General features: G+C 70.1%; 19 protein-coding genes. 6 read left to right on the top strand and 13 right to left on the bottom strand.

Annotated elements, in window-relative coordinates; translation table 11 throughout:
* Positions 1 to 29: 29 nt before the first annotated feature.
* Entirely contained in the window at positions 30 to 1,676 is a 1,647-nt protein-coding gene (locus AB0A63_RS34350; protein ID WP_360398671.1) for a glutamate--tRNA ligase family protein, read from the top strand.
* Positions 1,677 to 1,929: 253 nt separating this feature from the next.
* Complete coding sequence (locus tag AB0A63_RS34345; RefSeq protein WP_360398873.1) at positions 1,930 to 4,497, top strand: exo 1,3/1,4-beta-D-glucan glucohydrolase; 2,568 nt, start codon at positions 1,930 to 1,932, stop codon at positions 4,495 to 4,497.
* Positions 4,498 to 4,557: 60 nt separating this feature from the next.
* Here the strand turns inward: AB0A63_RS34345 and AB0A63_RS34340 are convergent, their stop codons facing one another.
* Entirely contained in the window at positions 4,558 to 5,610 is a 1,053-nt protein-coding gene (locus AB0A63_RS34340; RefSeq protein ID WP_360398669.1) for an aldo/keto reductase, read from the bottom strand.
* A 108-nt stretch (positions 5,611 to 5,718) separates the two neighbouring features.
* Here AB0A63_RS34340 and AB0A63_RS34335 point away from each other — a divergent pair, with 108 nt between their 5' ends.
* Positions 5,719 to 6,534 (top strand): helix-turn-helix transcriptional regulator, encoded by an 816-nt coding sequence (locus tag AB0A63_RS34335; RefSeq protein WP_360398667.1) that lies wholly within the window; start codon positions 5,719 to 5,721, stop codon positions 6,532 to 6,534.
* Here the strand turns inward: AB0A63_RS34335 and AB0A63_RS34330 are convergent.
* From AB0A63_RS34330 to AB0A63_RS34310, 5 genes are read right to left on the bottom strand one after another with little or no spacing between them, the layout of a single operon-like run.
* Positions 6,531 to 7,130 carry a YigZ family protein gene (locus tag AB0A63_RS34330; protein ID WP_360398665.1) on the bottom strand — a complete coding sequence of 200 codons (600 nt, stop codon included), beginning with the start codon at positions 7,128 to 7,130 and terminating at the stop codon, positions 6,531 to 6,533. The genes AB0A63_RS34335 and AB0A63_RS34330 overlap by 4 nt on opposite strands.
* Positions 7,127 to 8,191 (bottom strand): ATP-dependent DNA ligase, encoded by a 1,065-nt coding sequence (locus tag AB0A63_RS34325; protein ID WP_360398663.1) that lies wholly within the window; start codon positions 8,189 to 8,191, stop codon positions 7,127 to 7,129. Before AB0A63_RS34325 ends, AB0A63_RS34330 begins: the two co-directional genes overlap by 4 nt.
* A 15-nt stretch (positions 8,192 to 8,206) precedes the next feature.
* Positions 8,207 to 9,316: an MAB_1171c family putative transporter gene (locus AB0A63_RS34320; protein WP_360398661.1), complete on the bottom strand. Its 1,110-nt coding sequence runs from the start codon at positions 9,314 to 9,316 to the stop codon at positions 8,207 to 8,209.
* The gene (locus tag AB0A63_RS34315) at positions 9,316 to 9,828 is read right to left on the bottom strand and encodes a hypothetical protein (protein WP_360398659.1); all 513 of its coding nucleotides are present in this window, start codon (positions 9,826 to 9,828) and stop codon (positions 9,316 to 9,318) included. Before AB0A63_RS34315 ends, AB0A63_RS34320 begins: the two co-directional genes overlap by 1 nt.
* Before the next feature lie 3 nt (positions 9,829 to 9,831).
* Positions 9,832 to 10,269, bottom strand: coding sequence for a helix-turn-helix domain-containing protein (locus AB0A63_RS34310; protein WP_360398657.1), 438 nt, complete (start codon positions 10,267 to 10,269; stop codon positions 9,832 to 9,834).
* Between the two features lie 164 nt (positions 10,270 to 10,433).
* On the opposite strand from AB0A63_RS34310, the gene AB0A63_RS34305 reads away from it, so the two are divergent.
* On the top strand, positions 10,434 to 10,814 hold the full coding sequence (locus tag AB0A63_RS34305; RefSeq protein ID WP_360398655.1) for a hypothetical protein: 381 nt from the start codon (positions 10,434 to 10,436) through the stop codon (positions 10,812 to 10,814).
* A gap of 12 nt (positions 10,815 to 10,826) precedes the next feature.
* Here AB0A63_RS34305 and AB0A63_RS34300 read toward each other — a convergent pair whose 3' ends face one another.
* Together AB0A63_RS34300 and AB0A63_RS34295 are read right to left on the bottom strand one after the other, a co-directional pair.
* On the bottom strand, positions 10,827 to 12,062 hold the full coding sequence (locus AB0A63_RS34300) for a ThuA domain-containing protein (protein ID WP_360398653.1): 1,236 nt from the start codon (positions 12,060 to 12,062) through the stop codon (positions 10,827 to 10,829).
* Positions 12,063 to 12,145: 83 nt separating this feature from the next.
* Positions 12,146 to 12,856 (bottom strand): lytic polysaccharide monooxygenase, encoded by a 711-nt coding sequence (locus AB0A63_RS34295; protein WP_360398870.1) that lies wholly within the window; start codon positions 12,854 to 12,856, stop codon positions 12,146 to 12,148.
* Positions 12,857 to 12,960: 104 nt separating this feature from the next.
* On the opposite strand from AB0A63_RS34295, the gene ilvA reads away from it, so the two are divergent.
* Positions 12,961 to 14,196, top strand: a complete 1,236-nt coding sequence (ilvA, locus tag AB0A63_RS34290; RefSeq protein ID WP_360398651.1) for a threonine ammonia-lyase IlvA — start codon at positions 12,961 to 12,963, stop codon at positions 14,194 to 14,196.
* Positions 14,197 to 14,250: 54 nt separating this feature from the next.
* Here ilvA and AB0A63_RS34285 read toward each other — a convergent pair whose 3' ends face one another.
* Entirely contained in the window at positions 14,251 to 14,895 is a 645-nt protein-coding gene (locus AB0A63_RS34285) for a DUF4360 domain-containing protein (protein ID WP_360398649.1), read from the bottom strand.
* Positions 14,896 to 14,949: 54 nt separating this feature from the next.
* Positions 14,950 to 15,576, bottom strand: coding sequence for a DUF4360 domain-containing protein (locus AB0A63_RS34280; RefSeq protein WP_360398647.1), 627 nt, complete (start codon positions 15,574 to 15,576; stop codon positions 14,950 to 14,952).
* 282 nt (positions 15,577 to 15,858) lie between these two features.
* Here AB0A63_RS34280 and AB0A63_RS34275 point away from each other — a divergent pair, with 282 nt between their 5' ends.
* Positions 15,859 to 16,104: a mycoredoxin gene (locus tag AB0A63_RS34275; protein ID WP_360398645.1), complete on the top strand. Its 246-nt coding sequence runs from the start codon at positions 15,859 to 15,861 to the stop codon at positions 16,102 to 16,104.
* 63 nt (positions 16,105 to 16,167) lie between these two features.
* On the opposite strand, the gene AB0A63_RS34270 is transcribed toward AB0A63_RS34275, so the two are convergent.
* The 3 genes from AB0A63_RS34270 to AB0A63_RS34260 all read right to left on the bottom strand — a co-directional run bounded on the left by AB0A63_RS34270 (position 16,168) and on the right by AB0A63_RS34260 (position 18,563).
* A complete protein-coding gene (locus AB0A63_RS34270; protein ID WP_360398643.1) occupies positions 16,168 to 16,659 on the bottom strand; it encodes a DinB family protein in 492 nt (163 codons plus the stop codon).
* A 37-nt stretch (positions 16,660 to 16,696) separates the two neighbouring features.
* Positions 16,697 to 17,761: a glycoside hydrolase family 19 protein gene (locus AB0A63_RS34265; RefSeq protein WP_360398641.1), complete on the bottom strand. Its 1,065-nt coding sequence runs from the start codon at positions 17,759 to 17,761 to the stop codon at positions 16,697 to 16,699.
* Between the two features lie 112 nt (positions 17,762 to 17,873).
* Positions 17,874 to 18,563 (bottom strand): chitinase, encoded by a 690-nt coding sequence (locus AB0A63_RS34260; RefSeq protein ID WP_360398639.1) that lies wholly within the window; start codon positions 18,561 to 18,563, stop codon positions 17,874 to 17,876.
* Positions 18,564 to 18,596 lie beyond the last annotated feature (33 nt).

Here is an 18,596-nt window from a genome sequence, read left to right as displayed (position 1 = left end):
TCTTTCCCCGGTTTTGGAGACCCTCAGCGATGCTCGACCGTGCCGTCGTCGACGCCCTGTTCCCCTCGGACCTGCCCGAGCCGTCCCACTGGGAGGAGCAGTACCCGCCCCGCGGGCTGGCCGAAGGCGCCAAGGTCACCCGGCTGGGGCCGTCGCCGACCGGCTTCCTGCACATCGGCGGCCTGTACGTCGGCATGATCGACCGCGACATCGCCACCCACTCCGGTGGCTCCTACATCGTGCGCGTCGAGGACACCGACCAGGCCCGTGAGGTCGAGGGCGCCGTCGACCAGTTCAACCGGGCGTTCGCCTACTTCGGCATCCAGCCCGACGAGGCGGACTCAGTCGGCGCCTACGGCCCGTACCACCAGTCGCAGCGCGAGCAGGTCTACCTGACCTACGTGCGCGAGCTGCTGCGCCAGGACAAGGCGTACCTCTGCTTCGCCACGAAGGAGGAGCTCGCCGACATCACCGCCCGTCAGCAGGCGACGAAGCTCCCGACCGGCTACTACGGCCGCTGGGCGCTGTGGCGCGACAAGACCGCCGAGGAGGTCCAGGAGGCCCTGGACGCCGGCCGCCCGTACGTCGTCCGCTTCCGCTCGCCGGGCAAGGCGGGGGAGCGCACCTCGTTCGTGGACGCGATCCGCGGTCAGCTGGAGCACGACGCCAACCGCAACGACGTGGTGGTCCTCAAGGCCTCCGACCAGTCGCCGCGCCTGCCCACCTACCACTTCGCGCACGCCGTCGACGACCACCTGATGCGCGTGAACCTGGTGATCCGCGGCGAGGAGTGGATCTCCTCGGTCCCCACCCACCTGCAGCTGTTCGACGCACTGGGCTTCGAGCGCGTCGAGTACGCCCACATCGCGCCGCTGATGAAGCAGCAGGGCGGCTCCCGCCGCAAGCTCTCCAAGCGCAAGGACCCCGAGGCCTCCGTCGAGTACTTCATCGAGGCGGGCTTCCCGGCGCAGGCCGTCCAGTACTACCTGCGCGGCCTGGTCAACGCCCGCCTGGCCGAGCTGCCCCTGGCCGAGGCCCTCGAGTCGCCCTTGACGCTGGCCGAGTGCGGCGTCGCCGGCCCGCTGGTCGACCTCGTGAAGCTCGACGACATCTGCGCCGACTACGTCGCGACCCTGTCCGGCGAGGAGATCGTCGAGCGCATCTCGGTGTGGGCGGCCACGTACGACCCCGAGCTGGTCGAGGTGCTGTCGTCGGCGCGCGAGGAGGCACTGGCGGCCCTCCAGGTCGAGCGCGGCCCGGAGGTCTCGAACCCGCGCAAGGACCTCCGCAAGTGGTCCGACTTCCGCTCCGCCTACGGGTTCTTCTTCCCGTCGCTGTTCGAGCTGGTCACCGACCGCACCGACGAGCGCCTCGGCGGCCTGTCCCCGGAGCTGATCTCGGCCTTCGCCGCGGACTTCGCGGACGGCTACGCCGACCTCGAGGACGGCCAGGAGTGGTTCGGCCAGATCCGCGAGCTGGCCGGCAAGCACGGCTTCGCGCCGAACCCCAAGGAGTTCAAGAAGAACCCGGACGCCTACCCCGGCTCCATCAAGGAGGCGGCGCAGCTGGTCCGCGTCGCCCTGACCGGGTCGACCCGCAGCCCCGACCTGCACTCCGTCGCCCGCACGCTGGGCAAGGACGAGGTGCTGCGGCGGGTGCGCGCGCTCGCCGGCTGATCTTCGGCTGACAACGGCCCCCGGTTCCGGAAGGAGCCGGGGGCCGTTCGCTGTCCGGGCACGCACGTGCACACCCGCCCCACCTCAAAATCCTCGACCAAAATCACACACGAACGCACAGCCCGGACAGTGGAACCTCGTCCAGGCCCGTTCCGGAACAAAGTCATGAGAGCGTTCCCATTGACGTGGGTGTAACACGGAGTTGAGGATCGGCGGCATGCATTGGAGAAGCACTCTCGCCGCAGTGCTGGGGTTGACGCTCGCCGCCAGCGCGACGTCGGCGGCCACCGCGCAGGAAGCGCAGCACCGGCCGCCGAAGCAGACGGTCATCGGGCAGCCCAAGACCGAGCACGGGTGCGCCCGCATCGAGAAGTCCCTGCCGACGTTGAAGGACTGGCCGAAGGTCGACAGCCAGCTCGACGGTGACCGCAGGGACGAGGCGCGCGTCAAGGCGATCCTCAAGGACATGACGCTGGCCGAGAAGGTCGGCCAGATGACGCAGCCGGAGATCGCCGCGATCACCCCGGCCGACGTCACGACCTACGGGTTCGGCTCTGTCCTGAACGGCGGCGGCAGCTTCCCCGGCGGCAACAAGCGGGCCACGCCGCAGGACTGGCTGAAGCTGGCCGACGCCTACTGGGAGGCGTCGAAGCAGACGCGCACCAAGATCCCCGTCATCTGGGGCATCGACGCGGTGCACGGCAACAACAACGTCTTCGGCACCACGGTCTTCCCGCACAACATCGGTCTCGGTGCCGCACAGGACCCGTGCCTGGTCCGCGACATCAGCGCGGCCACCGCGGAGCAGATCCGCGCCACCGGCCAGGACTGGGCGTTCGCGCCGACCCTCGCCGTCGTCGAGGACGACCGCTGGGGCCGCACCTACGAGGGCTTCTCCGAGGACCCCCGGATCACCCGCGCCTACGGCTACGAGGCCGTCAAGGGCTTGCAGGACAACGCGAAGAAGCGCATCGGCGAGGACGGCGTGATCGCCACCGCGAAGCACTTCATCGGTGACGGCGGCACGACCGGCGGCAAGGACCAGGGCGTCAACCCGTCCACCGAGCAGAAGATGATCAACGTGCACGGGCAGGGCTACTACGGTGCCCTCGCCGCCGGTGCGCAGACGGTGATGATCTCGTTCAACAGCTGGACGAACGACGTCATCAACGAGGGCAAGGTGCACGGCAGCAAGTACGTGCAGACCGGCATCCTCAAGGAGAAGATGGGCTTCGACGGCCTGCTCGTCTCCGACTGGAACGGCATCGGCCAGGTCACCGGCTGCACCAACGCCAGCTGCGCGCAGGCGATCAACGCCGGCATGGACATCATCATGGTGCCCAACGACTGGAAGGCGTTCATCACCAACACGATCGCGCAGGTCCAGGCCGGCGAGATCCCGATGGCGCGCATCGACGACGCCGTCACCCGCATCCTGCGCGTCAAGCTGCGCGCCGGCACGTTCGACGCCCCCAAGCCCTCGCAGCGCGAGCACGCGGGTGAGCAGAAGGCGTTGCTGCACAAGGAGCTCGCTCGCGAGGCCGTGCGCGAGTCCGCGGTGCTGCTGAAGAACGACAAGCGCGTGCTGCCGTTGTCCAAGCGCAGCAAGGTGCTCGTGGTCGGCAAGAGCGCGGACAACATCTCGAACCAGACGGGCGGCTGGACGCTGTCCTGGCAGGGCACCGGCAACACCAACGCCGACTTCCCCAACGCCACCAGCATCCTCAAGGGCATCCAGGACACCCTGGGCACCGCCAACGTCACGTTCGCCGAGACCGCGGAGGGCGTGGACGCGAGCCAGTTCGACGCCGTCATCGCCGTCATCGGCGAAACCCCGTACGCGGAGGGCGTGGGCGACCTCGGCAAGCGCTCGTTCGAGGCCGCGCGCCTGCACCCGCAGGACATCGCCGTGCTGGACAAGGTCTCCGGCAAGGGCAAGCCGGTCATCACCGTCTACGTCGGCGGCCGAGCGCTGCACATGAACAAGGAGATCAACCGCTCCGACGCGTTCGTGGCCGCCTGGCTGCCGGGTACCGAGGGCCAGGGCATCGCGGACCTGCTGATCCGCGGCAAGCACAACGGGTTCAGCGGCAAGCTGTCCTACTCGTGGCCGGCCGAGGCCTGCCCGGCGCTGCCCGGTGAGCCCGCGAAGACGCCGCTGTTCAAGCTCGGCTACGGCCTGCGCGACTGGCAGACCGGCAACGTCGGCAAGCTCGACGAGACCAGCCCCGGCGCCCTGTGCTCCGGCGGTGGCGGCGGCACGGCCACCGAGGACCTGGAGGTCTTCAACCGCACCGACGTCGCGCCCTACCAGTCGATGATCGGGTCGGCGGAGAACTGGGGCGGCACGGTCATCGGCCCCGACGGCCAGGCCGCGCACGCCGAGATCAACGTCGTGCAGTCCGACGTGAACGTCCAGCAGGACGCGCTCAAGACGACGTGGACCGGCACCGGCCCCGCGCAGGTGTACCTGCAGAGCCCGGCCGCAGCCGACCTGCGCGGCTACGGCAACGCCAACGCGGCCGTCCAGTTCGACGTGATCGTGCACCAGGCCCCGGCCAACCGCACGGTCCTCAGCGCGCACTGCGTGTATCCGTGCCTGGCGGAGTTCGACGCCACGCAGGCGTTCCGCAGCCTCCCGATCGGGCAGAAGGCGACCGTCAAGATCCCGGTCTCCTGCTTCTCCGACAAGGGGCTCGACCTGGAGACCGTGAACACGCCGTTCCTCGTCTACACCGACGGCACGTTCCAGGCCTCGTTCGCGAACGTGCGGTGGGTGCCCAAGGCGGGGGCTGATCCGGACGCCTTGCCCTGCACGTAGCTCGTCAGCAGACCGCGGCGCGGCCCTCCCGGGAGCGGGGGAGCCGCGCCGCTGCTGTTCTCAGCGGCGGGCCTCGACCTTCAGCCCACCGGTGGTCACCGCGCGGATGTGCTCACCGGCCAGCAGGTCGTGCGGGTGGCCGAGGTCGATCGCGCTCACGGCGTCCAGCCGGGCCAGCTGGTCGTCGGAGAGGTCGACCGCCAGCGCGTCCAGGTTCGCGAGCAGCTGCTCGGGGGTGCGGGCCCCGACGACGGGTGCGGTCACGCCCGGCTGCCGCAGGTTCCACGCCAGCGCGACCTGCGCGGGCGTGCGGTCCAGCTCCGCGGCGACCTCCCGCACGACGCCGGCGATGCCCAGCGCGCGTTCGGTGACCATGCCCAGGGCCGCGTTGAAGCTCCTGCGGGTGCTCTCGGTCGTGTCCGGCGCGGTCAGGTCGGCGCGGCGGTACTTGCCGGTCAGCACCCCGCCGCCCAGCGGCGAGTACGGCGTCACGCCCAGTCCCAGCGCCCGCGCCATCGGGACCAGGTCGCGCTCCGCGGTCCTGTTGAGCAGGCTGTACTCGACCTGCACCGCCACCAGCGGCGACCACCCGCGCAGGTCAGCGACCGCCTGCATGCGCGAGATCTCCCACGCGGGGGTGTTCGACACCGCCACGTACAGCACCTTGCCCTGGCGCACCAGGTCGTCGAGGCCGCGCAGCACCTCCTCGGCCGGTGTCGCGAAGTCCCACACGTGCACGTGCAGCAGGTCGAGGTAGCCGGTCCGCAGCTGCCGCAGGCTGTTCTCCACCGACGCGACCAGGTTCTTGCGGTGCGCGCCACCGGAGTTCGGGTCGCCGGGCCGGCGCAGCGTCGCGTACTTCGTCGCCAGCACCAGGCTCTCGCGGCGGTCCCCGGCGAACTCGCCCAGCAGGCGCTCGGAACCGCCGTAGCCGCTCGCGGTGTCGATGAAGTTGCCGCCGCGCTCGACGTAGGTGTCGAACAGCTTCCGCGCGTCGGCGCGGTCGGCGCCCCAGCCCAGCTCGCTGCCGAACGTGGCCGTGCCCAGCGCCAGCGGGGAGACCCGCAACCCCGAGCGGCCCAGCAGCCGGTAGGTGTCGAGGGTGGTTGCCATCAGGTCCTCCTGTGCTCGTCGTGCGACCAGGGTCGGCCGGCGGCGAGCGGCGGGTAAGGGACGGCGCTTCCTGGGAACAGCCGTCCCACCCGGCGGGTTGGACCAGGGGTGATCAGCACCACCGCGGAGCTGGCCGCGTTCCTGCGGACCCGGCGCGAACGCCTCGACCCCCGCGCCGTCGGCCTGCCCGAACGCCGTTCGCGGCGCACACCCGGTCTGCGCCGCGAGGAGGTCGCCGAGCTGGCCGGGATCAGCGTCGACTACGTCGTGCGCCTGGAACAGGCCCGCGGGCTGCGGCCGTCGGCGGACGTGGTCGAGGCGCTGGCCGGGGCGTTGCGGCTGGCGCCGGACGAGCGCGCCTACCTCTACGGCCTGACCCGGCAGCGCCCGCGCGGTACCGCCGAGCCCGCCACCACCGCGGACCCGGCGCTCGCCGCGCTGGTCGCCGATCTCGCACCGCGCCCGGCCATGGTCCTCAACCACCGCTACGACGTCCTGGCCTGGAACGACGCGATGGCGCGGCTGTTCCTCGACTTCGGCACGCTGCCGCCAGCCAGGCGGAACGCGATCCTGGTGTGCCTGGTGGACCCGCGGATGCGCACGCTCTACGCCGACCGCGACCAGGTCGTGCGGGACGGGGTCGCGCACCTGCGCACGGCGTGGGCCGCGCACCCCGACGACCGGGTGCTGGGCGCGCTCATCGCCGAGTGCGTGGCCGGGGACGAGCAGTTCGCCCGGCTCTGGGCCTCGGGCGAGGTCCGCGTCAACGCCCGCGGGCACAAGGTGCTGCACCACCCGGACGCCGGCGTCATCACCACCCGGTTCGAGACGCTGCGGCCGGTGCAGGACCCCGGCCAGCTGGTGGTGGTGCACCGCGCCGCGGACGCCACGAGCCAGTCCGCTCTGGACGCCCTGACGGCCTAGCTGTCGAGGTCGACCGGCTCGCCCCTGATCGCGGTGACCGCACCGCCGGTCTGCGCGGCGAGCCAGACCTCGAAGCCGTCCGGGTCCTTCGTCAGCACGGTGAAGGTGACGTCGTGGCCGTACTCGGTGTCGGCGACGTGGTACCCGGCCGCGCGCAACGCGTTCTCCAGCTTCCCGGCCTGGTCGTGCGGAACGGCCAGAAGCACGCTCTCGTGCCGTTCGCGGGTCAGCGTGCCCAGTGCGTCGACCGCCTCGGATACGGCTCGTCCGTACGCACGGACCAAACCACCCGCGCCCAGCTTGATGCCGCCGTAGTAGCGGGTGACGACGACGGCGGTGTCGACCAGGTCGCGCCGGGTCAGCACCTCCAGCATCGGCACACCGGCCGTGCCCGCGGGTTCGCCGTCGTCGGAGGACCGCTGGGTGTCGGCGGTGCGGAACGCCGTGCAGTTGTGCGTGGCCTGCCAGTGCTCCTTGCGGACGCGGGCGAAGAACTCGGACGCCTCCTGGTCGGAGGTGACGCGGGCGATGTGGCACAGGAACCGCGACCGCCCGATCTCGATCTCGTGCGTGCCGTTCCGCCTGATCACCTTCACGGCTCGATCATCCGCCGCCGCTCCGCCTCCCCGAACAGCGCGTCCAGCTCCGCGGGCGGCACCTCCTCCAGCTGCTCGAACGTGCAGTCCCGCGGCTCCTTGTCGGGGCGGAACCGCACCAGCCGCGCCGTGTGCCGGAACCGGCCGCCCTGCACGTGCTCGTAGCGCACCTCGGCCACCCGGACCGGGTCGAGCAGCACGACCTGGAGCTGCTTGTCGGGGTTCCAGCGGCTGTTCATGCCGGGACCCTCGTACGTCGCCCACGCGCTCCACGGGTGCTCCGCGGGGTCGAGCAGGGGCGCCAGCTCCTCGACCAGCTCCCGCCGCCGGGCCGCGGTGAAGCTGCTGGCCACGCCCACGTTGTGCAGCTCGCCGTCCCGGTAGAGGCCGAGGACCAGCGACCCGACGGTCTCGCCGTCCTTGTGCAGCCGGTAGCCCGCGACCACGCAGTCGGCCGTGCGCTCGTGCTTGACCTTGAACATCACCCGCTTGTCGGGTTCGTAGACCCCGTCCAGCGCCTTCACCACCACACCGTCGAAGCCGGCGCCCTCGAAGCGGGTGAACCAGTCCTGCGCCACCACCGGGTCCGTTGTGGACGGTGTCAGGTAGGCACCGGGCACCTCGCGGACGGCGTCCTCCAGCATCGCGCGGCGCTCGGCCAGCGGGAGACCGGTCACGTCGGTGTCGCCGAGGGCCAGCAGGTCGAACGCCACGAAGCTCGCCGGGGTCTGGGCGGCGAGCTTGCGGACGCGGGACGCGGCGGGGTGCAGGCGCAGCTGCAGCGTGTCGAAGCTCAGGCCGTCCGGGGTGACCAGCACGATCTCGCCGTCGACCACGCACCGCGGCGGCAGCGCGTCCCGCAGCAGCTCCACGACCTCGGGGAAGTAGCGGGTCAGCGGCTTGTCGTTGCGCGAGCCGAGCTCGACCTCGTCGCCGTCGCGGAACACGATGCAGCGGAAGCCGTCCCACTTCGGCTCGTAGTGCAGGCCGTCCCCGCGCGGCAGCTCGGGCACGGACTTCGCGAGCATCGGCTTCACCGGAGGCATCACGGGCAGGTCCACCTCCGGACCATAAGCTCAGCGCAACGCCACCGCGAGCTTTTCCAGCTCCCCGACGTCGGCGTCCATCCCGTCGTGCTCGGGCACGGCCAGCGCGATCGGCCTGCGCTGCGCCACCCCGCCCGCCCTGCGCGTCTCCAGGCCGGCCCGCAGCCGTTCGGCCAGCGGCAGGTCCTCCGGCGTCTGCGCGACGTACGGGCTGATCCGCACCAGGCCGTCCCGGCACTCGATCACCCGCCGGTAGTAGCGCCGGTGCACGCCGCGCAACGAGAACGCGTCCCGCCGCGACGGCACCCGGTGCAGCGCGTCCTCCGGGAACGACTGGTGCAGCAGCGTCCACAGCGGACCGAGCCGGTGGTAGGCGCGCAGGTGCCGCAACCACAGCCTCGTCGCCGCGAACCGCATCGCCGCGACCGGGTAGAGCACGCCGACCACGCACAGCAGCACCCCGGGCAGCAGGAACCACACGGCCGCGGTCAGCAGCCAGCGGGGGAGCGGCTCGCCGAAGTAGCGGGAGACGTTCGACGACACGAAGATCGCGTCGGCGGGCACCAGCAGCGCGAGGCCGGTCGAGGTGATCAGCAGGCCCCTGCGCAGCCGCGGTTCGGCACCGCGCGCGTACCGGCGGGCCCACCCGAACATCGTCGCGAACCCGTAGAGCAGGTAGCCGTTGCCCAGCGCGTAGAACACCGTGATCGCGAGGACACCGGTCGGCCCACCGCCCAGCGAGTTCGGCACGCGCGCCGCCGCCACCCGCAGCTCGTCCGGGATCGACAGCACCGCCCACGTCATGACCGCGATGCACCCGGCGAGCGGCACCAGGTGCTGCACCGCCTTCCGGCGCGCACCCTCGTCGTCCAGCGCGGAGAAGAGGAAGAAGCAGATCAGGCAGAACACCCCGACCTGCAGCATCGAGTGCTGGACCAGCTGGCACACCATCGGGTCGAGCCCGAGGAACCACCGCCCGTTCGCCGCCGCCCGCCCGAACGGGTAGCCGACCGCCCAGCCGGCCACCAGACCGGTCACCGAGCGCAGCCGCGGGTCGTGCGGGCGGCGCACCAGCAGGTACAGCACCACGGCGAGCGCGGAGAACGCGACGATGCCCTGCGTCTCCTTCAGGTACTCCACTACAGCCACCCGATCCGGTCGGCGAGCGAGGAGGCCATCCGCCGCGCGGGGCCCTCCGAGCTGCGCGGCGCGACCTGGTCCAGCACCGACGCCCATTCGAGGATGATCGTCGCGACCGTCTCGGCCTCGCGTTCGTGCGCGGAGTCGTAGGAGGTGCGCCGCAGCGCGCGCCGCACCGCCTCCGGTTCGAGGTCCGGGTACAGGCCGGCGAGCAGGCCGTCGTCCTGCTCGGAGGTCGTGTGACCGGCCAGCAGGTGCCCGAGCTCGTGCAGGATGATGTGGTTCTGGTGCGCCTTCGACGTCTCCCGCTGGTACAGGATGTAGTCGGCCTGCGCGGTCGCGATCCAGACGCCGAACGGCCCCGGCACCGGGATCGGGTGCGCGAGCAGCCGGATCGGCCTGCCGCGCTGCTCGCCGACGCGGCGGCACAGCTCGGCGACGTCCAGCGGCGGCTGGATGTCGAGCTCGTTCAGCAGCCGGCGGCAGCGCCTGCGCAGCTCTCGTTCGGCCACGGGTCAGCCCTCGCCGCGCTCGGCCTGTTCCTGCCGGTAGACGACGTCCAGCAGCTCCATGACGAGCCGGCGCCGGTCCGGTGACAACGCATCCGCGCGCATGGCCATCAGCTGCGCGTCGCTGGAGGCGGTCAGCTCGTTCAACCTGGACTGCTCCTCCTTGAGCAGCTGCAGCTGCTCGTTGACCCGGTCGGTGACCTCGTCGTCGAAGAAGTAGCTCACCGGCACGCCGAAGAACCCCGCCAGCGCCTGGAGGTGCTTGAAGGTCGGGTTGTCCTTGCGGCCCTTGCGCAGCTGCCAGATGTAGCTCTGCGAGATGGTCACCCCGGTGTCGGCGATCGCCGCCGCGACGTGCTCGTTGCTGTACTCCTGCCCGGACCGCGCGGTGTGAGCGGCGAACAGGTGGTTGAGCTTGTCAGCCAGGGACCGTTCCCCCGCCATTGCCGACTCCTCCCGTTGCGCGCGGTGAGCATTTCCACCCACGGAAAGAGCTGTGCGGGTGACTGGATTTTCACCAGTTGAAAGCCGCCGTGGGCCAACATAGACTCCCACCGTGGGAGTCTCAACCGCGACCGGGGTACCCGCGACCTGGGAGGCAGCAGGTCATGGCGCTCGCTGAACGGCAGGGACCGTTCCACCGGGCGGTGATCGACGTCGTCTACCGCACCATGGGCCGGCTCGCGCGGGCGGACTCGCCGCACGAGGTCGTCGAGCTGCGCGAACAGCTGCGCTCGGCGCTGCCGTGGTGGCGCGGACTGCTGCGGATGCACGAGCCCGACGAGAAGCACCGGTGCAAGTCGTGCCACACCTGGTACGGGCGCCACCGCGCCTGGCCGTGCCCGGTGTGGAGGGACGCGGTGTCGGCGTTGCACCAGCTCAACGACATGTACGGCTTCCTCCCCGCGCCCGGCCCGGCCTCCGCGGCACGGAGACCGGCCGAACGCGTCACCGTGACGGCCAGGCCGCAGCCGGGCACCGCCGACTGACGACCCGGCCGGTCAGCCGATCCGGAAGCTCTGCGCGGCCGAGCCGGTGCACGTCGCCTGCACCAGCTGCACCCCGTCGGCGTTGTTCCCGGCCGGCGCCGACAGGCACTTGCCCGAGTGCCGCGCGACGATCGTCGAGTAGCCGTCGGACCCGGTGGTCACCCGCCACTGCTGGTTGGCGCCGCCGACGTAGTCCCACAGGTGCAGGCCGGCGCCGTCCGCGGTGGACACGTCGCTCACGTCGACCACCTTCGCGGGGTTGTTGCGGTACTCCAGCCGGGAGAAGCCGTCGGTGGTGGCCACCGCGCGGAAGTTCTGGGCGGTGGTGGAGTTGCAGGTGTACTGCTGCACGACGGTGCCGTTGCCGGTACCGGCGGCGCGGGCGTCGACGCACTTGCCGTTGCCGCGGTTGACGAGGGTCTTCCACTCCGGCTGCGGCTGCCGGGTGCCGCCGCCCAGCCACAGCAGGCTGTCGACCAGGAAGTCGTTCTGCGTGGCGGAGGCGAACGTCGAGGACCTCGGGACGTTGTTCACGTAGTCCATGGCGTTGTGGCCGAAGTTCGCGTAGACCATCTTGAAGTTCTTGTTGGTCCACATGATCGGGTAGTAGCCGCTGCGCCACTGCTGGTTCGGGTCGGTGCCGAGCGGGAAGCTCGACGGGTCGACGCTCGCCAGCACCTGGACGTCCGGGTTGGTGCGCAGGTCGCGCGACCAGCTGTACCACTCGCTGACCGACGACGTGAAGCGCTCCGGCAGGCGCAGGGTCGCCGGGTGGGTGCGGGTCTCGACCTTCAGCACCGCCGTGGTGGGCTCCCAGGTGTTGCTCACGAAGTTGCCCTTGCCCAGGAACGTGTTGTGGTACCAGGACCACTCGTTCGCGTTCTGGGTGAACGCGCTGACGTGGAAGCCGAAGAACCCGCCGCCGGCCTCCACGTACCGCTGGAACCCGGCACGGGCCGCGGCACCGGTGGGCGCGTCGTCGAGGAACACCACGACCTGCGCCTGAGCGGGCGTGAGGGTGGCCAGGCGGTTCCAGTCCCGCGTCGCCTCGTAGGTGAAGCCGTTCTCCTGGCCCGCGCGGGTCAGCCACGGGTTCGCCTCGTTGACGAAGGCGACGTGCGCCGCGTCGAACGTGCCGTTGTAGAACGCCAGCACCTTGAACGGGGCGGCCTGGGCCGGTGCCGGGACGGCGACCGGGACGAGTGCCGCGGCGAGCATCGCCAGCAACGCCAGCAGTTTTCGGGCCATGGGGGCACACACTCCATCTCACAGGGGTTGCGCGCCCGAAGATCATCGTAAGGGTGGTCCAGACCTGTTGGGTACCGGGACGTTCACAGAATTCTTCTGCGCCACAACAGGAAGCCGCCGAGGACCGCGAGCCCGCCGACCGCTCCGATCACCGCCGACAGCCCGATCCTCGTTGTGGCGGAAGGAGGTTGTTCGGTGCTCGACGCAACGGGGACGGGCTTCCGTGCCGAAGCGGTCGCGGGTGCTGCCGCGAGCTCGACGTCCGTGCACGAGTAGTAGGTGTCGGGCGTGTCGGTGTTCTGCCAGACCGTGTAGACGACGTGCCGGCCCGTTCGCTTCGGCAGCTGCACCGTGAACCGGTACGCGCCGTTCACCAGCGGGGGAGAGGGCACGGTCAGGAACTGCTCCAGGTCCGCCCACCGCAGCGGCCGGGCCGGGGAGTAGCCGTCGCGGGTGACGTAGAACCGGAACGAGCCCTGGTGCGGGATCGTCGCCCGGTAGGTGAACGCCGTGCTCGTCAGCCGGGTGGCCGGCCAGTCGGCGCGCGGCTGGTCCAGGCCCGCGTACCTCGGCAGCCCGGCGCTGCACAGCTTGCCGTCGGGCACGCGCGCGGTGTCCTGCCCGGCGACGTTCGCCAGCCGGACGTCATCCCACTCCGTGGACGGCAACCCCGCTGCGATGGCGGTCCGGCACGGCGAGGATGATGCTGTCTGCCGGCCCGGTGAGCAGAGAAAAGCCCTGCTCGGTGGGTCGGTGGGCGCGCCATGGGCGTGCGCGGGAACCGCGGAGAGCATCATGAGCAGCGCTGACACGCCCACAAGGCGAAACAATTCGGCACCTCCCTGTCTTCCAGGGGTACGCGTGCCAGACCCGAGTCGTTCACGGAAGATGTAGTGTCATGTCCTTCGCTGATGAGGTGTCCGCGGCCGCAGCCCGGCTCGGTGGAGTCGCTCGCACGACCCCGCTGGAGGTGAACCAGCGGCTGTCCGAGCGCACCGGCGCCCGCGTCTGGTTCAAGCGCGAGGATCTCCAGGTCGGCCGCTCGTACAAGCTGCGCGGCGCCTTCAACCTGCTCTGCCAGACCGAGTTCGCCTTCGGCGGCGCGGTCTGCGCGTCGGCGGGCAACCACGGCCAGGGCATGGCGTACGCGTGCCGCCGCCTGGGCATCGAGGGCCGCGTGCACGTGCCGCGCACCACGCCCCGCCAGAAGCGCGACCGCATCGCCGCCCTCGGCCAGGGCATGGTGCAGCTCATCGTCGACGGCGACACCTACGACGACGCGGCGGCGTTGGCCAAGGAGTACGCCCAGCACACCGGCGCCACCCTCGTGCCGGCGTTCGACGACGCGCGCACGGTCGCGGGCCAGGGCACGGTGGGCCTGGAGATCGTGCAGCAGCTCGGTGGCGCCCCGGACGTGGTCATCGCCCCGGTCGGCGGCGGCGGCCTGCTCTCCGGCGTCGGCACCTGGTTCAAGGAGCGCTTCCCGCGCACCCGCGTCATCGGCGTGGAACCCGCGGGCGCGGCCAGCATGATCGCCGCGATGCAGGCGGGCCACCCGGTCACGCTGCCCGAGGTGGACACGTTCGTCGACGGTGCGGCCGTGCGGCGCGCGGGCGACGTCACGTTCCCGATGGTGCGCGACTCCGGTGCCGAGCTGCTCACCGTCGCCGAGGGCGCGGTCTGCACGGAGATGCTGGAGCTGTACCAGATCGACGGCATCATCGCCGAGCCCGCGGGCGCGCTCGCCTCGGCGGCGCTGCTGGAGGAGATCTCGGTCGCGCCGGACGCGACGGTCGTCTGCCTGCTCTCCGGCGGCAACAACGACGTGTCGCGCTACGCCGAGATCGTCGAGCGGTCGATGATCCACCGCGGCCTCAAGCACTGGTTCCTGGTGGAGTTCCCGCAGGAGCCGGGTGCGCTGCGGCGGTTCCTCGACGACGTGCTCGGCAAGGACGACGACATCGTGCAGTTCGAGTACGTGAAGCGGGACAACCGGGAGACCGGTGCCGCGCTCGTGTGCATCGAGCTGGGCCGGCGCGAGGACTACGACCTGCTGTGGGGGCGGATGAAGGAGTCCCCGCTCAAGATCCAGCACGTGGAGCCGGGGTCGACCGCGTACCGCTTCCTGATCTGAGAACGGAAACCCCGGGCCGCGTCGGTGCGCGACCCGGAGCTCCCTGACCGGGTGTCACGTCCTGGGGGTGCAGAGCTTCCACGCGAAGTGGTACGTCGTCTCGATCGACCCGTCGGTCGAGTCCATCGCGATGAAGCTGGTGGTCTTCTTCGGGTCGGACGTGCCCGCGCTGACCCGCAGCTCCGTGTTGATGTTGAAGTTCCGCTTCTCACCGCACGGGTGGTAGACGATCGCGGCCACGTCGGTCGTGTCGGTCGCCTGCCAGTCGTCGCTGAACGGGCCCTTGTAGTTGTGCTGCCTGTACTCGGTCTGCGACATGCCCTGGAAGTAGTAGTTGGCCCGCTCCAGGGCAGTGGCGCCGCGTTCGAGGTGCGCGAACCCGCGGTAGTCGGTCGAGGAGATGCCGTAGGTGAAGCCGGACGGCACGTTGACGCGCAGGTTGAGCTGGCAGTTCTTGCGGAAGTCGGTCGGCAGGGCCTGCGGGCCGACCTGGGCCATGAACTCGCTGTAGGTGACGGTGAAGGCCTTGTTGTCGGGGGACACGGCGACGGCGGCCGTGCCGGCCCGGCAGCCCGACCCGTTGATGGTCACGACGTCGATGGTGATGTGGTCCGGCGGAGGCGTGGTGCCGGGTGCGCCTCCCGGCGGGATGATGATCGTCGACGTCGCGAGCACGGCCGCGGCCACTGCGTTGAGCATGGGGCACCTTTCCGACTGGAATCCGACAAAGACCGGCGGCGGTGGACGCAGCTGTCAGCAGCGCTTCCAGGAGAACTGGTACTTGGTGCTGACGCTGCTGTCGGTGGAATCCATCGTCATGAAGCTGTTCGCCTTCGACGCGGTTCCCGCGTTCACGCGCAGTTCGGTGTTGATGTTGAGGTGCCGGACCTCACCGCAGGGCGCGTAAATGATTTCCGCCACCTGCGCACGGTCGGTCGCCTGCCAGTTGTCGCTCTTCGGGCCGGTGAACGTGTGGGTGCGGCTGGCGGTCTGGGACATGCCCTGGAAGTAGTAGTTCCCCTTCTCCGTCCCGGTGGCTCCCGCCTGCAGGTGGGCGAAGCCGCGGTAGTCGGCCTGGGCGATGCCGAACGTGAAGCCCTGCGGGTAGGTGACGCGCAGGTTGAGCTGGCAGTTCTTGCGGAAGTCGGTGGGCGCGGAGCCCTGCCCCGCCTGCGCGAGGTACTGGCTGTAGGTCACCGTGAACGCCGTGCGGTCGTCGGCGGAGGCGACGGCGGCGGTACCGGCGGGGCAGCCGGAACCGTTCACGGTGACCACGTCGATCGTGACGAAGTCGGGGACGTCGGGAACCGCCTGGGCGGCGGGCGCGGCAACGACGACCGCGGACAGCGCGAGGGCGGCAGCCGCCAGCGTTTTCAGCATGGCCAGCCTTTCTTTCCTGGGGTGCGGAACCGGCGGCGGAATGGGAACCGATCGCGTTTCCGGATGATTTCGGGGTGTGCGCGAACCATGCTCGCCGACCGCGGGCGGAATTGACCTGACGGTTGTCTGACGATCGCCGCGGCTGCTCTGAACGAGCGAAAGCCGCCTCGCCGGAGCAGCGCGGCGGCCCACGCCGGAGTGATCTGGCGCTCATCCCGGCATCAGGCGCTCCCGCCGCACGTTGACAACGGTGACGTCCGACGACTCGACGAGGAGTGCCTGATGGCTCCGGACCAGCTGACCGTCTACTCCACCTCGTGGTGCGGGTACTGCCGCATCCTGAAGAGCTCGCTCGACCGCGAGGGCATCGAGTACGCGGAGATCAACATCGAGGAGACGCCCGGCGCGGCCGACTTCGTGATGAGCGTGAACGGCGGCAACCGCACGGTGCCCACCGTCCACTTCCCGAACGGCACGGCGCTCACGAACCCGTCGCTGGCGCAGGTGAAGGAACAGCTCGCGAGCTAGTCCCCTTCCGGGGCTGAGCAGACGCCTGGGCAGCAACGGCGGGCGAGGCTTCTGGCCAGGTGCTCAGTCCTCGTACAGGAACGCCGTGGTCGACTGGCCGTCCAGCGACTCGCGCAGGATGTCCGCGTGGCCCGCGTGCTGCGCGGTCTCCCTGATCAGGTGCAGCACGATCCGGCGGATCGACATCGGCCGCGGGTCCGGGTCCCAGGGCGCGGACGGCAACGGCACCGGGTGGTCGAGCGAAGCGGTGCGCACGGCCTCGTCGGTCGCGCGCACCGCTTCGTCGTAGGACGCGAGCAGCGCGTCGAAGTCGCCGCCCGTCCAGGTGTACTGGTCGAAGTCCAGCATCCCGGGCGGGGGCAGGGGCTGCTCGGTGAGGATGTGCGTCCAGCCGCGCTCACACCGGGTGAGGTGCTTGAGCAACCCACCCAGCGTGAGCTCGCTGGCGGTCGTGCGCTTCGCGGCCTCCGCAGCGGTCAGACCCCGCACGGTGACGCGGAAGGTCTTGCGTTGGTCGTTCAGCTCGTGCAGCAGTTCGTCCAGCTCCATGGTCATGAAGTGAAGCTGACAGCGAACCAGGACAGCTCAAGTCCTAGCAGTACAGGTTGCCGCCCGGCGTCACACCGATGATGCCGGTGATCGACTGGTACTTCGAGACGCGGCTCTGCACCTGCGCCGGGTTGCGGCCGTCGCACTCCAGTGACCCGTTGATGCTGCGGATCGTCTGACCGAAGCCGGCGCTGTTGACCATCGCGTCGTGCGGGGTCATGGTGCCGGGGCCGCGCTGCGTCATCCAGTACCAGATCGCCGTCCGCCACGCGGTCGTGGAGTTCTGCGCCACCTGGTACGGGTTCTGCAGCAGGTTCAGGCCGAGGTAGTCGCCCGCGGCCTTGTAGTTGAAGTTCCACGACAGCTGGATCGGACCGCGGCCGTAGTAGGCGTAGGTACCGGCCGGGCAGCCGTAGGGCTGGCTCTCGTCGCAGAGGTCGTTGTTCTTGTTGATCTCTTCGATGTAGACCAGGCCACCGGTCTCGTGCGACGCGTTCGCGAGGAACGCCGCGACCTCCTGCTTCTTCACCGTGTCACTGCCGGTCGTGGCGAACGCGGGGATGGTGCGGGCCGCGTCGACGAAACCCTGGTAGGTGTAGAAGCTGTTGCGGCCGGGGAACATCTGGTTGAACTGGGCCTCGGTGACGGGGAAGCCACCGGGGTTGCCGCCGCCACCGCAGTTGTGCGGCTCCCAGAACCACGTGGAGACCGTCGGGTCGTAGCCGGGGTTGTCGTGCTCGGCGATGTAGTAGGAACCGTTGTAGCGCACGATGTTGCCGGTGTAGTACTGCCGGCCGGCCACCCAGTCGGTCGCACTGCTGCAGGTGGTGCCGCCGCCACCGCCGCCACCACCGTCACAGCCCGTCGGCTCCCAGTACCAGGTGGAGACCGTCGGGCTGTAGCCCGGGTTGTCGTGCTCGGCGACGTAGTAGTTGCCTTCGAACCTCACGATCGAGCCGGTGGTGTACCACTTGCCCTGGACCCAGTCCGTGAAGGTGCAGGCCTGCGCGGACACTTCTGCCTGAGAGGACGCGGTCGGCGCGATGACGGCGAGGGAAGCCGCCACCACACCCGCCGCGAGAGACGCCAAGATGCGTTTTTTCAGCAAGGTCACCCACCTCTGGAGTCTTTGCGCATCCGAGGGATCAAGGATGTGAACAGTGCTGCTGAGACTGGCATCAATGGTCCAGACCAGTCAAGGGTCTAGACCTCTTCTACCCTCAGCAGTACAGGTTCGAACCCGGCGTGACGCCGATGATCCCGGTGAACGAGCGGTACTTCGAGACGCGGCTCTCGACGGTTCCCGGGTTGCGGCCGTCGCACTCCAGCGACCCGTTGATGCTGCGGATGGTCTGACCGAAACCGCGCGAGTTGACCATGGCGTTGTGCGGGGTCATCGTGCCGGGACCGCTCTGCGTCATCCAGTACCAGATCGCGGTCTTCCACGACGTGGTGGCGTTGGTGGCGACCTGGTCGGGGTTGCTCAGCAGGTTGATGCCCAGGTAGTCGCCCGCGGCCTTGTAGTTGAAGTTCCACGACAGCTGGATGGGGCCGCGGCCGTAGTACGCCCTGGTGCCCGCCGGACAACCGTAGGGCTTGGTCTCGTCGCAGTAGTCACCGCTCTGGTTGATCTCGCGGATGTAGACGAGCCCGCCGGTCTCGTGCGAGACGTTCGCGAGGAACGCCGCGAGCTCCTGCTTCTTGACCGTGTCACTGCCCTGGTTCGCGAACGAGCCGAACGCGCCCATCGCGTTCCGCAGGCCGCTGTAGGTGTAGAAACCGTTGCGGGACGGGAACATCCGGTTGAACTGCGCCTCGCTGACGATGAACGGCGCCGCCGTCGCCGGCTGCACGAGCGTGAAGACGCCCAGCAGCGCGACGAGCAGGGCGGCGGCGCGTGTGGAGAACATGCGGACCAACTCCTCCGAGCATCTGCGCGCCCA

Origin of the sequence: Lentzea sp. NPDC042327 (assembly GCF_040647275.1) — a bacterium.
Lineage (GTDB): Bacteria > Actinomycetota > Actinomycetes > Mycobacteriales > Pseudonocardiaceae > Lentzea.
Note: the sequence above shows the minus strand (reverse complement) of the source record. Positions and strands in the feature narration are given on the sequence as shown.